Raw genomic sequence first — 14738 nt, forward strand, 5'->3', positions numbered from 1 at the left:
AATTCACCGGAATTTCATCTGCATGCTCCCGACCTCAGGCGGCTGACGTAGGGGCCGTGCGGTAGATTTGAATGCCTTGAAGTTTTGACCCCACGGATTGGAATCGAAGAGAAGCATGTCGAGTTATGCCTCACAGCTGCATGAGGAACAGCAGGCGGTGGATCGCGCCTACGGACGCCTGGACGACCTGCGCGCCGAGATGTGGCAGCGTCTGGACACCGTGCGCGCGGCGGGATCGCACGGCTCCCCCACCCAGCGCAGCGAGCGGGACTCCTTCGCCACGATGTACGAGAACCGTCTCACCCAGCTGCGCAGCGTGGAGGACCGTCTGGTGTTCGGCCGCCTGGACGCCAAGGACGGCAAACGCCACTACATCGGACGCATCGGCCTGTCCAGTCCGGATCACGAGCCGATTCTGACCGACTGGCGAGCGGAGGCGGCGCGGCCCTTCTATGAGGCGACGCCCTCCAACCACGGCGACATCGTGATGCGCCGCCATATCACCCTGAGCTTCCGTGAGGTGGTCGGCGTCGAGGACGAGGTGCTGGACGTGCACTCCGACCAGGTGGGCAAGGCCTCCTCCGCCGGCACGCTGACCGGCGAGGGCGCGCTGCTGGCCTCGCTCAGTTCGCGCCGCACCGGCAAGATGACCGATATCGTGGCCACCATCCAGGCCGAGCAGGACCGCATCATCCGTTCCGCCCTGAATCGCGTGGTGGTGGTCCAGGGCGGCCCCGGCACCGGCAAGACCGCCGTGGCCCTGCACCGTGCGGCGTACCTGCTGTACACGCATCGTCGCACGTTGGAGCGTTCCGGAGTGCTCGTGGTGGGCCCCAGCTCCACGTTCCTGCATTACATCGACCAGGTGCTGCCCTCGCTGGGCGAAACCGGCGTGGTCTCCCGCACCATCGCCGATCTCATTCCCGGCGTCAGCGCCACGGCCGTGGACTCGCCGCACGCCGCCAAGCTCAAGGGCGACCGCCGTATGGCCCAGGTGGTGGCGAACGCCATCGCGGCCCGCATCCGGGTGCCCGCCAACCTGCCGGTCGTGACCATCAGCGGCATCCAGGTGCCGATGCTCGCGGCAGACATCGAACAGGCCCAGACGGACGCCAAGCGCACCCGCCAGTCGCATAACAAGGCCCGCGAGACCTTCATCCGTTCGATGCTCTCCAGCATGCAGGCCCGCTACGCCGAACAGCTCGACTACACGCCCGACCAGGCGGAGCTCAACCGCGCGATGTCGCTGCTGCGCATGAACGACCAGGTGCGCAAGACGCTGAACCTGTGCTGGCTGCCGATGACCGGTCCCTGGCTCATCGACCAGCTGTTCGCCCACCCCGAACGTCTGAAGTCCCTGGCCGGCTGGCTCACCGACGAGGACGTGGCCGCGCTGGCACGTCCGAAGGGCTCCCCGCTGACCCGTTCCGACATCCCTCTGCTGGACGAGGCGATGGATCTGCTGGGTCCCGACCCCAAGATGGTGGCCAAGCAGTCCGCCGCCGACGCGCGCCGCGCCGCTGAGGAGCAGTACGCCAAGGACACGCTGGCGTCCACCGGCCTCGGTCAGGGCATCGTGTCCAGCCAGATGCTGCTCGACCAGATGAACGGCGACGATTCCGAGCTCACCTCGCAGCGCGCGGCCGCCGACCGCGAGTGGACGTACGGCCATATCGTGGTGGACGAGGCGCAGGAGCTGACGGCCATGGACTGGCGCATGCTCATCCGGCGCTGCCCCTCCCGCTCCTTCACCATCGTGGGCGACGTGGCGCAGACTTCGGCGCTGGGCGGCACCCGCCGCTGGGACAAGACCATGAACCGTCTGTTCGGCCCGTCGCACTGGGATCTCAACGAGCTGACCATCAACTACCGCAACCCCAAGGAGGTCTCCGACCTGGCCTCCCGGTTCGCCGAGGACGAGGGTCTGTACATCTCCACCGTCAACGCGGTGCGCAGCGTCCCCGAATCGGTGGCCAAGCATGTGGTGGCCGACGAAGGCGACCTGCTGGCCGCCACGGCCGATCAGGCGGTCGCCCTGGCCGAGCAGTTCGTCTCCTCGGACGGCACGGGCCGCATCGCCGTGATCTGCCCGGACGACCTCATCGCCCCGGTGCGTGCCGCCGTGCGCGAACGTCTCTCCGGCAGGCTCGACCCGGCCGAGTTCCGTCGCCTGGCCGACCAGCCCGAGTGGGACGAGCAGATCAGCGTCTGCGGCACGGAGACGGTCAAGGGTCTTGAGTTCGACGCCGTGGTGGTGGTCGAGCCCGGCCGCATCGAGGACGACGCGCCGAGCCGTCTGGTGGCGGCCTCCGACCTGTATGTGGCGATGACCAGGCCCACCCAGCGTCTGGTTATAGTTCGGACAAACGCGGACGAGACGTCCCTGAACATCTAAGGTGAGGAAACATGCCCAAAGCATTGTTATTGGAAAACATTCATCCCGACGCGGCCTCCTCGTTGCGCAACCACGGATTCGAGGTCGAAACCATGAAGGGCGCCCTGAGCGAGGATGAGCTCATCGACGCGCTGGAGGGCGTGGATCTGGTCGGCGTGCGTTCGAAGACCAGCGTCACGGCCCGTGTGCTGGACGCCCGTCCGAACCTGAGCGCCGTGGGATGCTTCTGCATCGGCACCAACCAGGTGGATCTGGCACATGCCGGCAAGCGCGGCATCGCCGTGTTCAACGCCCCCTACTCCAACACCCGCTCCGTGGTGGAGCTGGTGATCTGCGACATCATCTGCCTGCTGCGCCGCGTGCCCGCCCACACGCATCACATCAAGCACGGCATGTGGGACAAGTCCGCCTCCGGCTCCCATGAGGTGCGAGGCAAGACGCTCGGCATCATCGGCTACGGCAACATCGGTTCCCAGCTGTCCGTGCTGGCCGAGGCGCTCGGCATGCATGTGGTGTTCTACGACATCGAGGAGAAGCTGGCACTGGGCAACGCCCAGCGTTGCGACACCCTGAACGAGCTGCTGGAACAGTCCGACGTGGTCACGCTCCATGTGGACGGCCGCAAGTCGAACACCGGCTTCTTCGGCGAGGACCAGTTCGAGCACATGAAGCAGGATTCCATCTTCATCAACCTTTCGCGCGGCTTCGTGGCGGATCTCGACGCACTCAAGCGCCATCTCGATTCCGGCCACCTGTCCGGCGCGGCCGTGGACGTGTTCCCGGTGGAGCCTAAGAAGAGCGGCGACCCGTTCAAGACCCCGCTGGCCGAAGAGGACAACATGATCCTGACCCCGCACATCGGCGGTTCCACGCTGGAGGCCCAGGAGTCCATCGGCCACTTCGTGTCCCAGCGCCTTGAGGACTACTGGTTCAAGGGTTCCACGTCCCTGTCCGTGAACATGCCGCAGATCAACCTCGGCGACTGCAAGGGCGTGTGCCGCATCGCCCACCTGCATGACAACCTGCCCGGCGTGCTGGCCCGCGTGAACCGTGTGCTCGGCGAGGAGAACATCAACATCTCCTTCCAGTCGCTGGCCACCGAGGGCGAGCTCGGCTACGTGGTGACCGATGTCGCCCAGAAGCCCAGTGCGGCGACGCTGGAGGCCCTGCGCAACATCGAGGGTACCATACGCATGCGCGTCATCAGCTGACGCCCGATGGTGTGTAGCGTTCCTTAACGACAGGGGCATCGCAAGATTGCGATGCCCCTGTTTTCATCTCGATCGACTCGGCCATGGCCGTCTATGGGTCGTTCGGCCGACACCCATGACCGGCACGATCACGGAATCACCAGACTCCATTGCTTACGGGTCTTGCCTACTTGTTGCCGTACTCGCGCAGCGCGTCGATGGCCTTCTGGAAGTCCTCCAGCCCCGAGAAGTTCTGGTACACGCTGGCGAAACGCAGATACGCCACCTCATCCAGATCACGCAACGGCTTCAGAATGGCCCGGCCCACCTCGTCCGAGCTCACCTCGGCAAGCCCCCTGGAGCGCAGGTCCTCCTCCACTTTCTGCCCCAGCTTCTTGAGGTCCTCTTCCCTGACCGGTCTTCCCTGGCAAGCCTTGCGCACGCCGGTGATCACCTTGTCCCTGCTGAACGGTTCGGCACCGCCCGAACGTTTGGTGACCAGCAGCATGCTGGTCTCCACCGTGGTGAAACGGCGGTTGCAGACCGGGCACACGCGGCGACGGCGAATGGAATGGCCATCATCGCTGATGCGGGTGTCGATGACCTTGGTGTCTGGATTCTGGCAAAAAGGACAATGCATGCCATCCACAATAACGTGACCTGCTGGAAAAACGATATCGCGGGGGTTTCGCTCACTCGGCCGGCACAACGATCCGCTGCCCCGCACGCAGTGAACTGGACTCCAGACCATTAAGCGCCATCAGCCGGTCCACGGTCTGGGAGACATCCTGCCCCGCAGGGGTGATCCGCGATGCATACAGCCACAACGTATCCCCCGGACGCACTATGTAGCTGGTCACCCGCATGGCCCCAGGCTCCGATTGCGCGGGTTGCGCCGTCCATGCGGCGAGACCGGTGCATGCCAGCATTAACGCCAGCAGGCCAGCGACCAGCCGGCCACGCAGCCGGCCGCCCTTCATGCCATCGGCGGGCGACGCTCCAGCAACGTTCCTCCCCTTCATCCGACGCGCAACGACGGCATGCACGCCCGCATGACATGCACCGGCGCTTCGCCCACCATGACCTTGGCTCACCATCGAACAAGACATCATCACACCCTCCTCGAACAACCGTTCTATCGAACAGTTGTTCCCATGATGGCACATCTGTTCGAATACGTCAAGACGACACTCGAACAGATGTTTGATTTTACCTGGTGTTCACGGTATGCTGGTTCCAGAACGAAAGGAACAGACGTGAGCACCATCCCCTTCTCCCCCAAGCGGCCGGACGAATCCCTGCTGACCGAGCGCCAGCGCAAGGTGCTGGACGCCATCCGTTCGCATATCAGCGAACAGGGTTTCGCCCCATCCTTCCGCGAAATCGGCGAGGCGGCGGGGCTCAAAAGCCCCTCCTCCGTCAAGCATCAGCTGCAGACCTTGGAGGAGAAGGGCTTCATTCGCATGAACGCCAACAAGGGCCGCGCCATCGAAGTGGTGGCAGGCGCCGCGGTTCCCGCCGAAGGCCCACGCGGTGACGCCGCGGCTCCGGGCATCGTCGACGTCGAGGGCACCGCAGAGATCTACCAGTTCCCCAGCGCCTCGATCACCCAATCAAGGGATGTCCCGCTGGTGGGCCGGATTGCGGCCGGCGTTCCCATCACCGCCGAGCAGCATGTGGATGATGTCATGCGGCTGCCCGAACGGCTCACCGGCACCGGCAAGCTGTTCATGCTCGAGGTTCATGGCGATTCCATGGTGGATGCCGCGATCTGCGACGGCGATTTCGTGGTGGTGCGCGAACAGCAGTCCGCCGTCAACGGGGATATCGTGGCCGCCCTGCTGGACGACGAGGCCACCGTCAAGACCTTCCGCGAAGACAACGGCCACGTCTGGCTGATGCCCCACAACCCCGCATACTCCCCCATCGACGGCACGCATGCCACCATCATGGGCAAGGTGGTCACCGTTCTGCGCAAACTGTGACGGCCCTCGTGTTCGAAACGGTGCTACACTGGCATCCAGCACAGGGAACCCCGGTCCGACGACCGGGGTTCCGTCGTATCGGGAACAAAACGCAAATGGTATTGAGAAGCGATTTCATTCAATACCCTCGTCAAGGAGTCAACCGCAATCATGGCCCATACGCATTCAACCGCGGCATCGCCTTCGACACCGGCCTCGAAGGCCCATCAGCATAGGCTCATGGCCACCTTGGCGGTCACCGGCACGGTGTTCCTCGTGGAAGTCGTGGCGTCGTTCCTCACCGGTTCGCTGGCATTGCTGGTGGACGCCGGCCATATGCTCACCGATATGTCGGTGCTCATCGCCTCGACGGTCACAGCCATGCTCATGCGCCGTAAACCGAACAGCACACGCACCTGGGGATGGGCCCGCCTTGAGGTGCTCACGGCGGCCGCGGGCGCGGTGGTTCTGCTCATCGTGGGCCTCTATGCCCTGGTGGAGGCAGGCATGCGTCTGTTCGGGGGCTCGCGCGCCGAGATAGCGGATGTGGATCTGCTGCTTTTCGTCGGTATTCTGGGCCTGGCCGCGAACGTCGTCTCCATTTTCATCCTCGCTTCGCAACGCGAGGACAATATGAACATGAAGGCCGCGTTCCTGGAGGTCATGAACGACGCGCTCGGTTCGGTGGCGGTCGTGGTCTCGGCACTGGTGATGCTTTCGACCGGCTGGAGCGGCTTCGACGCCGTGGCCGGTGCGGCGATCGCCCTGCTGATGATTCCGCGCGCCGTCAAACTGCTGCACAACGCCGTGCGCGTGCTGCTGGAGGAAACCCCTGAGGGACTTGATCTGGATCAGGTGCGCAGGCATATGGAAAACGTGCCGCATGTGGTGGCCGTCCATGACCTGCACGCCAGCACCGTGTCCACCGGCATGCCGATTCTCATGGCGCACGTGGTGGTGGAACGCGGCCTCACCATGGATCAGGCCGCCCAGATCCTCACCCAGCTCCAGGACTGCCTGCGCGAGCACTTCCCCGTATCGGTCCCCCACACCACCTTCCAGCTCGAGCCCGAAGGCTACACCACCCCTTCCGCCCCCGACCTCCACAAATAACAAGCCATCACATACGCCAAAGGGTCTGATTCACAAAGAATCAGACCCTCATCACGGCATAAAAAACGCTCTGCGTGTGCGGCCTCTAGGCGCGGCAGACGAAGGCGTACAAAGGTACGATGAGTCTGCCGTAACGACGAGGACGCTCCGCAGAGCGTTTCCAGGAATAAATATTTGATTGATGCGTGCGGCCTCTAGGAGCGTGAGCGAAGGCGTACGAAGGTACGTCGAGCGAACAGCGACGACGAGGACGCTCCATCAATCAAATATTTATCAGAAGCCGAACTGGGCGGCGGTTTCCTTCAGCGTCTCGGCGGAGCGCTTCAGGGCGGCGAGCTCCTTGTCGGAGACCGGGGTGTTGATGGCGGTGTTGACGCCCTGGCGGTTGAGGAGGGTCGGCACGGACATGCAGATGTCGGAGATGCCGTGGAAGTCCTTGAGCATGGAGGACACCGGCAGGATGCGGTTGGTGTCGTGCAGGACGGCCTCGACGATGTCGACGCCGGACATGCCGATGGCGTAGTTGGTGGCGCCCTTGCCGTTGATGATCTTGTAGGCGGCGTTCTTGACTTCCTGGTGGATCTCCTCGCGCTTGGCGGCATCCAGCGGCTCGTGGCCCGGCAGCGGGGTCCAGTCGCACATCGGGACGCCACCGATGGTGGCGGAGGCCCACAGCGGGACTTCGGAGTCGCCGTGCTCGCCGGCGATGTAGGCGTGGACGTTCTTGACGTTGACACCGGTCTGCTGGGCGATCAGGAAGCGCAGACGGGCGGAGTCCAGGTTGGTGCCGGAACCGAAGACCTGGTTCTCGGGCAGGCCGGTGAGCTTCTGGGCCACGTGGGTGGCGATGTCGACCGGGTTGGTGATGAGCATGTAGATGGCGTTCGGGGCGACCTTGACGAGGCCCGGCATGATGGCCTTGAGGATGTTGACGGTGGCGCCGACGAGCTCCAGACGGGACTGGCCGGGCTTCTGACGCGGGCCGGCGGTGATGACGATCATGTCGGCGTCACGGCAGATCTCGGGATCATCGGAGCCGTCGATGGAAACGGTCGGGTAGAAGCTGGAGCCGTGCTGCATATCGAGCACCTCGGCCTCCACGCGCTCCTTGGCGATGTCCTCGAGCACGATCTCACGGGCGACGCCACGCTGGGCGGCAGCGAAAGCAAGGGTGGAACCAACGGCACCGGCACCGATAATAGCAAGCTTCGTGGGCTTAACGGTAGTTTCCGCCATGATAGGTAAACCTCTCTTCAAAGGCGGTCTGCATCAAGGGCAGGCCTGATCTATTACGCCTTTACTCTATAAGCCCAGTGCGACGTTTTCCTACGGCACGCCCGGGCCTTTTCATCACAAAACCGTATATCTTCCAACGATTGTTAGCGCTCACACACAAACTGTGATTTGCGTCACTCCCCAATGGATTCCTCGACCACCTGAGCGGCGAGATGCGCGTCCACGTCCGCCTCGAGCAGCACGCCGTCGCCGCGGTATTCCACCTTGGACACCATGCCGTATTCGCGTACGCGCGAGAGCAACGCGCCGGCCGTGTACGGCAGCAGCGCATGCACATGCACATGCGGCACCGGCAGCAGCCCCTCCACGGCATCACGCAGCGCGTCCAGCCCCTCACCACTGAACGCCGAGACGATATGCGCGTCCGGCTGCAATGCGGCGAGGCGGTCGCGCGCGGCCTGATCGATCTGGTCGGCCTTGTTGAACACCAGCACGCGGGGAATCGAGGCGGTCCCCTCGATATCCGCCAACACGTCGTTGACGGCGTCGATCTGGGAGAACGGATCCGGGTGGGAACCGTCCACCACGTGCAGGATCACGTCGGCCTCGGCCACCTCCTCCAGCGTGGATTTGAACGCCTCGACCAGCTGAGTGGGCAGACGGCGCACGAAGCCCACCGTGTCCACGTAGGCATAGGCGCGTCCGTCGCGCGTCCTGGCGCGTCGCACCGCCGTGTCCAGCGTGGCGAACAGCGCGTTCTCCACGAGTTCGCGGGAACCGGTCAGCCGGTTGGTCAGGGACGATTTGCCGGCGTTCGTATAGCCCACCACGGCCACGGTGGGCAGGCCGAACCTGCGACGCGAGCCGCGCTTGATCTCACGCGCCGGCGCCATCTCGCGGATCTGGCGCTTGAGACGGGCGATGCGCGTGCGGATCACACGACGGTCCATCTCGATCTTGGTCTCGCCGGGGCCTCGGGAGCCGATGCCGGCATCCGCTCCGGCCGCGCGTCCACCGGCCTGACGGGACAGCGATCCGCCCCAGCCGCGGAGTCTGGGCAGCATGTACTGCAGCTGGGCCAGTTCCACCTGCGCCTTGCCTTCGCGCGAGGTGGCGTGTTGGGCGAAGATGTCCAGGATCACCGCCGTGCGGTCCACCACCTTGACCTTGGCCGCGTCCTCGAGCGCACGGCGCTGGGACGGCGCCAGATCGTCGTCCACGATGATGGTGTCGGCCTCCTCGCGGGCCACGATGTCCGCGATCTCGCGCGCCTTGCCGCTGCCCACATAGGTGGCGGCATCCGGGCGGGCGCGGTGCTGCAGCAGGCCGTCGCACACCACGGCGCCGGCGGTCTCGGCGAGCGCGGCCAGCTCCCTCAGCGACTCCTCGGCCTTGGCCTGGGTGGTCTCGTACGACGACCACACGCCCACGAGCACCACCCGCTCAAGCCTGACCTTGCGGTATTCGACCTCGGTGACGTCCTGCAGCTCGCCGAGGCCCGCCACATGCTTGAGCTGGTTGCGGGCCTCGCGCTCCTCCCATTCCTGGTTGGAGTCCTCATGCCAGCCCGCCACGCGCCGGCTGTCGTCCAGCAGGACCTCGGATTGGTCCGCCAATACGCCGGACGGCGAGGCGTCGGTGTCGCTGCGGGTGATGTCGGTGTACTGGCTGTGGTCGGTCAAGGGCGCCTCTCGGGTCGTGGTTTCGCGGTTTTCTCTGGCTCCTTATTATCATCAGGTGAGGTGACATGCCGACAAGACCGGGCATGCGACGTGATGCGGCGATCATCGGAAGGCCACGGAAGGCGCTTGCCATGGGGCCGCGCAGGACGAATCAGGGCAGGCCCGGACCAGGGGCCGCGGATCGCGGACGAACCACCGCGGGAATGGAGCAGCAGACATGGCCGAACAGTATTTCGCCGCGGACCCCGCGTCCAAGGACGTGCGACGCACGTTGGAGGTGACGCTGCGCGGGCGGGATGCGCACGTGCAGGTCTCGAACGGCGTGTTCTCCGCCTCGCGCGTGGATCTGGGCACGTCCGTGCTGCTGAAGCATGCCCCGGAGCCTCCGGCCGAGGGTGATTTCCTGGATCTGGGCTGCGGCTGGGGCCCGATCGCCCTGTCCCTCGCCCTTGAATCCACCGAAGCCCGCATCTGGGCCGTGGACGTGAACGAGCGCGCGCTGGATCTGACCCGTGCGAACGCCCTGGCCAACGGCTGCGCGAACGTCCATACCGTGCAGGTGGACGAGTCCAGCACTCCGCTGCCCGCGACGGACCAGCCGAAGTTCTGCGAAAGCGCGCCCACCGATCTCACGTTCGACGTGATCTGGTCGAATCCGCCGATCCGCATCGGCAAGGAGGCGCTGCACACGCTGCTCATGGCCTGGCTGCCAAGACTCAAGCCGAACGGCGCCGCCTATCTGGTGGTGCAGAAGAACCTCGGCTCCGATTCGCTCATCCCCTGGCTGGACGAGGCGCTGGGCGAGGACTTCACGGTGGGCAAATACGCGAGCTCCAAGGGCTTCCGTATCATTGAAGTCCGTCATGAAATTTGAGTATCCCGCTGAACTTCCGGTTTCCTCCGCGCGCGATGAGATAGCCGACGCGGTCAAACATTCCCAGGTCGTCATCGTTTCGGGCCAGACCGGCTCGGGCAAGACCACGCAGCTGCCGAAGATCCTGCTCGAACTGGGCCGCGGCACGCATGGCCGTCAGATCGTGCACACGCAGCCCCGCCGCATCGCCGCCCGCACGGTGGCCGAGCGCATCGCCTCGGAGATGGGCGTGCGCCTGGGCGACGAGGTGGGCTATCAGGTGCGCTTCACGGACGAAAGCTCGCCGAAGACGCGCTTGAGGGTGGTCACGGACGGCATCCTGCTGGCCCAGATCCAGCGTGACCCGCAGCTGAGCCAGTACGATACGATCATCATCGACGAGGCGCACGAACGCAGCCTCAACATCGACTTCCTGCTCGGCTATCTGACGGCCCTGCTGCCCCGCCGGCGCGACCTGAAGCTCGTGATCACCTCCGCCACCATCGATTCGGTGAAGTTCAAGGAGCATTTCGAGCACGCGCTGCACGAGAAGGTGCCGGTCATCGAGGTGTCCGGCCGTACGTTCCCCGTGCAGGTGGTGTACGAGCCGCTCGGCACCGCGCCCGCGCTCATGCGCGAGGTGCCGGGATTCGCCGTGGGCGCCCGCCCCGGCGACGCCGGTTACGAGGAGCTTGCGAACGCCATCGCCGAATCCGATGCGGACCGTCCGCGCGGCTCCCGTGGTTCGTCCTACGCCGACGACGGCATCACGGACATGCCCACCGCCGTGGCCCGCGCCTGTGCCGAGCTGGTCATCCACTCCTCGCATGAGCGAGGCCCGCGCGATATCCTGGTCTTCGCCTCCGGCGAGCGCGACATCCACGAGTTCGAGTCCGCGCTGCGCCATCATTACGGCCCCCGCGCCGACGACATGCGCCGCCCCGACGCCATTGAGATCATGCCGCTGTTCGCCCGCCTGTCCGCCGCGGACCAGCACAAGGTGTTCGAATCGCATACCCATCAACGCATCGTCATCGCCACGAATGTGGCCGAGACCTCGCTGACCGTGCCCGGCATCCGGTATGTGGTGGATCCGGGTACCGCGCGCATCTCCCGGTATTCGAAGACCGCCAAGGTGCAGCGCCTGCCCATCGAGCCGATCAGCCAGGCCAGCGCAGACCAGAGGAGCGGCCGATGCGGCCGTGTGGCGGACGGCATCGCCATCCGACTGTATTCGCGTGAGGATTACGAGACCCGCCCGCGCTTCACCGAGCCGGAGATCCTGAGGACCTCGCTGGGCGCGGTGGTGCTGCACATGCTGTCGGTGGGTGTGGCGCGCACGGCCGAGGACGTCACGAACTTCGGATTCATCGATCCGCCGGACATGAAGGCCGTCTCGGACGGTTTCAACGAGCTCACCGAGCTGAAGGCCATCGGCCGCAAACGCGGCGAGGTGACGCTCACGCACATCGGCCGTCAGCTGGCCCGCATCCCCATCGACGTCAGGCTCGGCCGTATGGTCATCGAGGCCGCGAAGACCGCGTCCCCCAATACGTTGGCGGCCGTGCTCGTGGTCGTCTCCTTCCTGAGCCTGCAGGATCCGCGCGAACGTCCGGACGACAAGCGCGACGAGGCCGATCGCATCCACAACCGGTACGCGGATGAGACCAGCGACTTCCTGACGGCCCTGAACATCTGGGACCGCGTGTTCCAGGCGGACGGAGATCCGAGCAACAACGCGCTGCGCCGCATCTGCAAGACCGAGTACTTCAGCTGGCTGAGGATGCGCCAGTGGAAGGATCTGGTCTCCCAGCTCAGGCAGATGTGCAAGGAGCTCAAGTTCACCGTGGGCGACCCGCTGCCTTCCACGCGACCGGGCCTGGAGATCCGCCAGTTGCCGTTGAACCAGCAGCCGGCGCATTCGCTGTGCTGCGCGTGGGATGCGGACGGCATCCACAAATCCATGCTGGCGGGCCTGCTGTCCATGATGGGCATGCAGGTGGTGCGCGAGCCCAAGGCCTCCGATTTCGCGGGGTTGACCGGGGCCGCGCGCGCCCGTGCCATGAAGCGTGCGCAGAAGCAGTCGAAGAACGAGTACCAGGGCGCGCGCGGCACGCATTTCGCGCTGTTCCCGGCCTCCGCCGTGGCCAAGAAGACGCCCTCGTGGGTGATGAGCACGGAGCTGGTGGAGACCTCGCGCCTGTGGGCCCGGTATTCCGCGGCCATCGATCCGGCGTGGGCCGAGCCGCTGGCCGGACAGCTCACGCGCACCACGTACGCGGAGCCGCACTGGTCCGGTTCGCGCGGCTCCGCGGTGGCCACCGCCCGCGTGCTGCTGTACGGTCTGCCCATCGTGCAGGACCGCACGGTGCAGTGGGGGCGCATCAACCCGCTTGAGGCCCGTGATTTCCTCATCCGCCAAGGCCTGGTCGAGGGTGACATCCAGCAGCGGTTCAGCTACGACGAGTTCGTGGCCGGCAACCGCGACATCCTCGAGGACGCGGCCGACGACGCGAGCCGCACCCGCCAGTTGGCGGACACCGTCTCCGACGAGGATCTGTTCGACTTCTACAATGCGGTGATCCCCGCAGACGTGACGTCCGTGGCCGATCTGGCCAAGTGGTGGAAGCACGAGCACGACGAGCATCCGGACCTGCTCACCTTCGATCCCGCCAAGGTGGAGCGACTGGCGTCCAGCGAGTCGGTGAGCCTGGACGACTATCCGGACCACTGGCATACGCTCGGCTCGGACGGTCAGCCCATCGATCTGCGGCTGAGCTACGTGTACGATCCGGCCGATCCCGCCGACGGCGTCACCGTGCACGTGCCGTTGAAGGCGCTCTCACGCATCAGCCCGGAACAGTTCACCTGGAATGTGCCGGGTCTGCTGGACGAGCTCATCCTGTCGATGATCAAGGCGCTGCCCAAACAGCTGCGCGTGCAGTTCGTGCCCGCCCCGGACGCCGCCCGCAAGATCCGCGACTGGATCGACGAACAGTACCCGGACCTTCCCGGTTCCGGCTCGCAACAGAAGCCGAACCTGCCTCCCGAACCCGCAGACGGCACGGCCGCAGGCGTCTGGCCCGATCTGGCTCACGTGTTCACCAAGGCCGCCATCGCCACCGTGGGCGCGCAGATCCACCCGGAGGTTCTGGGACCGGAGCTTTTCGACCGGCTTTCGCCGTATCTCAAGGTCACGTTCGCGGTGGAGCAGCAGCTGCCGGCCGGACGCAACCAGCGCGGCCGCAGGCATGCGCGCGGCCCGGTCAAGGTGCTGGGCACTTCCAAGGATCTGAAGACTTTGCAGCGCAAGTTCGCCGAACAGGCCGAGGCCTCCGCGCGTCAGATGGTCAAAAAGCAGGCCGAGCAGGCCGGCGAACAGGGCAAACTGGTGCAGAAGGCCAATCTGTTGCACAAGGCCGGCGCCACCACGGAGTCCCGTGCTGCGATGCTGTGGCGCGGCGCGTTGGATGCCCTGCGTCTGCCCGCCGAACGCATCTCCTCGCGCTGGCTGGGCGCCGAGGCGCTTATGCTGGCCTCCGCGCCGTACAAGTCCACCAAGGATCTGGTCGAGGACCTGCAGCTGGCCGCGGTCAAGCGCCTGCTGCCCAAGGTGGACACGCTCGCGGACGATGAGGCGCTGGCGAACGCCGTGTTGGACGTGCGCGAGGTGTACGAGGACACCGTCTACCAGGTGGCCCATGACGTCATCGCCATTCTCAAGGCGTACGCCGAAGTGGATAAGGCCACGTCCGGCAAGGCCGATCTGCCGATGCTTTCGGTGCTCCAGTCGATCCGCGAGCATATCGCCACGTTGGTCCACCCCGGATTCGTGGGCCGTACTCCCCCGGACGCGCTGACCTCGATCGCCCGATATCTCAAGGCGGATCTGAGCCGACTGAACAAGGCGAAGACGGACAAGAACCGCGACGTGAAATGGGCATGGCAGGCCGACGAGGCCAGGCAGCTGGTTGACAAGGCCATGGCGCACGCCAAGGCCGAGCCCGCGGGCCCGAAGCATGAGGAGCTGATGCGCAAGGCCGAGCAGGCCCGCTGGATGCTCGAGGAGTTCTACGTGAGCCTGTGGGCGCAGGAGATCGGCACCAAGGGGCCGGTTTCCCTGAACCGCATCAAGAAAGCATTGGCGTGAGCGATCGGAAGGTTCCGAAGGCCTCGCGGAACGCCGGAGGCCGCGGGCGTGGCACGTCGTCGGCCTCCGGGAAGACCGCGGCCGGACGCGGGAAAACGTTCACGAGCCGTAGCGCCAAGGCCGGCCGTGCATCCGCATCTCGCGCCAAGGCCGCG

At 65.4% G+C, this 14738-nt stretch carries 10 protein-coding genes; 6 read left to right on the forward strand and 4 right to left on the reverse strand.

Features of this window, described 5'->3' with window-relative positions; genetic code table 11:
- Positions 1 to 115: 115 nt before the first annotated feature.
- Together JS536_RS09375 and serA are read left to right on the forward strand one after the other, a co-directional pair.
- Entirely contained in the window at positions 116 to 2395 is a 2280-nt protein-coding gene (locus tag JS536_RS09375; protein ID WP_214356716.1) for an AAA family ATPase, read from the forward strand.
- A gap of 11 nt (positions 2396 to 2406) precedes the next feature.
- Positions 2407 to 3606, forward strand: a complete 1200-nt coding sequence (gene serA, locus JS536_RS09380; protein ID WP_214304082.1) for a phosphoglycerate dehydrogenase — start codon at positions 2407 to 2409, stop codon at positions 3604 to 3606.
- Between the two features lie 166 nt (positions 3607 to 3772).
- Here serA and nrdR read toward each other — a convergent pair whose 3' ends face one another.
- Positions 3773 to 4225 carry a transcriptional regulator NrdR gene (gene nrdR / locus JS536_RS09385; protein WP_214304081.1) on the reverse strand — a complete coding sequence of 151 codons (453 nt, stop codon included), beginning with the start codon at positions 4223 to 4225 and terminating at the stop codon, positions 3773 to 3775.
- 52 nt (positions 4226 to 4277) lie between these two features.
- The gene (locus JS536_RS09390) at positions 4278 to 4607 is read right to left on the reverse strand and encodes a LysM peptidoglycan-binding domain-containing protein (protein ID WP_214356738.1); all 330 of its coding nucleotides are present in this window, start codon (positions 4605 to 4607) and stop codon (positions 4278 to 4280) included.
- Between the two features lie 177 nt (positions 4608 to 4784).
- On the opposite strand from JS536_RS09390, the gene lexA reads away from it, so the two are divergent.
- Both lexA and JS536_RS09400 read left to right on the forward strand, forming a co-directional pair.
- Complete coding sequence (gene lexA, locus JS536_RS09395) at positions 4785 to 5570, forward strand: transcriptional repressor LexA (RefSeq protein ID WP_214356739.1); 786 nt, start codon at positions 4785 to 4787, stop codon at positions 5568 to 5570.
- 150 nt (positions 5571 to 5720) lie between these two features.
- Entirely contained in the window at positions 5721 to 6662 is a 942-nt protein-coding gene (locus tag JS536_RS09400) for a cation diffusion facilitator family transporter (RefSeq protein ID WP_214356717.1), read from the forward strand.
- A gap of 273 nt (positions 6663 to 6935) precedes the next feature.
- On the opposite strand, the gene JS536_RS09405 is transcribed toward JS536_RS09400, so the two are convergent.
- Both JS536_RS09405 and hflX read right to left on the reverse strand, forming a co-directional pair.
- A complete protein-coding gene (locus tag JS536_RS09405) occupies positions 6936 to 7898 on the reverse strand; it encodes an L-lactate dehydrogenase (protein ID WP_109057758.1) in 963 nt (320 codons plus the stop codon).
- A gap of 173 nt (positions 7899 to 8071) precedes the next feature.
- Positions 8072 to 9580, reverse strand: a complete 1509-nt coding sequence (gene hflX / locus JS536_RS09410) for a GTPase HflX (RefSeq protein WP_214356718.1) — start codon at positions 9578 to 9580, stop codon at positions 8072 to 8074.
- Between the two features lie 217 nt (positions 9581 to 9797).
- Between hflX and JS536_RS09415 the strand changes: the two genes are divergently transcribed.
- Both JS536_RS09415 and JS536_RS09420 read left to right on the forward strand, forming a co-directional pair.
- Positions 9798 to 10454, forward strand: a complete 657-nt coding sequence (locus JS536_RS09415) for a methyltransferase (RefSeq protein WP_214356719.1) — start codon at positions 9798 to 9800, stop codon at positions 10452 to 10454.
- The gene (locus tag JS536_RS09420) at positions 10444 to 14583 is read left to right on the forward strand and encodes a DUF3418 domain-containing protein (protein ID WP_214356720.1); all 4140 of its coding nucleotides are present in this window, start codon (positions 10444 to 10446) and stop codon (positions 14581 to 14583) included. The genes JS536_RS09415 and JS536_RS09420 overlap by 11 nt, the downstream gene beginning before the upstream one ends.
- Positions 14584 to 14738 lie beyond the last annotated feature (155 nt).

This window comes from Bifidobacterium sp. SO4, from assembly GCF_018555355.1.
Taxonomy (GTDB): Bacteria; Actinomycetota; Actinomycetes; order Actinomycetales; family Bifidobacteriaceae; genus Bifidobacterium; species Bifidobacterium miconisargentati.

Excerpts from the sequence above, each read along its gene's own strand:
- JS536_RS09375 (WP_214356716.1), top strand. The coding sequence starts at position 116 with ATGTCGAGTTATGCCTCACAGCTGCATGAGGAACAGCAGGCGGTGGAT.
- serA (WP_214304082.1), top strand. The coding sequence starts at position 2,407 with ATGCCCAAAGCATTGTTATTGGAAAACATTCATCCCGACGCGGCCTCC.
- nrdR (WP_214304081.1), bottom strand. The coding sequence starts at position 4,225 with ATGCATTGTCCTTTTTGCCAGAATCCAGACACCAAGGTCATCGACACC.
- JS536_RS09390 (WP_214356738.1), bottom strand. The coding sequence starts at position 4,607 with ATGAAGGGGAGGAACGTTGCTGGAGCGTCGCCCGCCGATGGCATGAAG.
- lexA (WP_214356739.1), top strand. The coding sequence starts at position 4,785 with ATGTTTGATTTTACCTGGTGTTCACGGTATGCTGGTTCCAGAACGAAA.
- JS536_RS09400 (WP_214356717.1), top strand. The coding sequence starts at position 5,721 with ATGGCCCATACGCATTCAACCGCGGCATCGCCTTCGACACCGGCCTCG.
- JS536_RS09405 (WP_109057758.1), bottom strand. The coding sequence starts at position 7,898 with ATGGCGGAAACTACCGTTAAGCCCACGAAGCTTGCTATTATCGGTGCC.
- JS536_RS09415 (WP_214356719.1), top strand. The coding sequence starts at position 9,798 with ATGGCCGAACAGTATTTCGCCGCGGACCCCGCGTCCAAGGACGTGCGA.
- JS536_RS09420 (WP_214356720.1), top strand. The coding sequence starts at position 10,444 with ATGAAATTTGAGTATCCCGCTGAACTTCCGGTTTCCTCCGCGCGCGAT.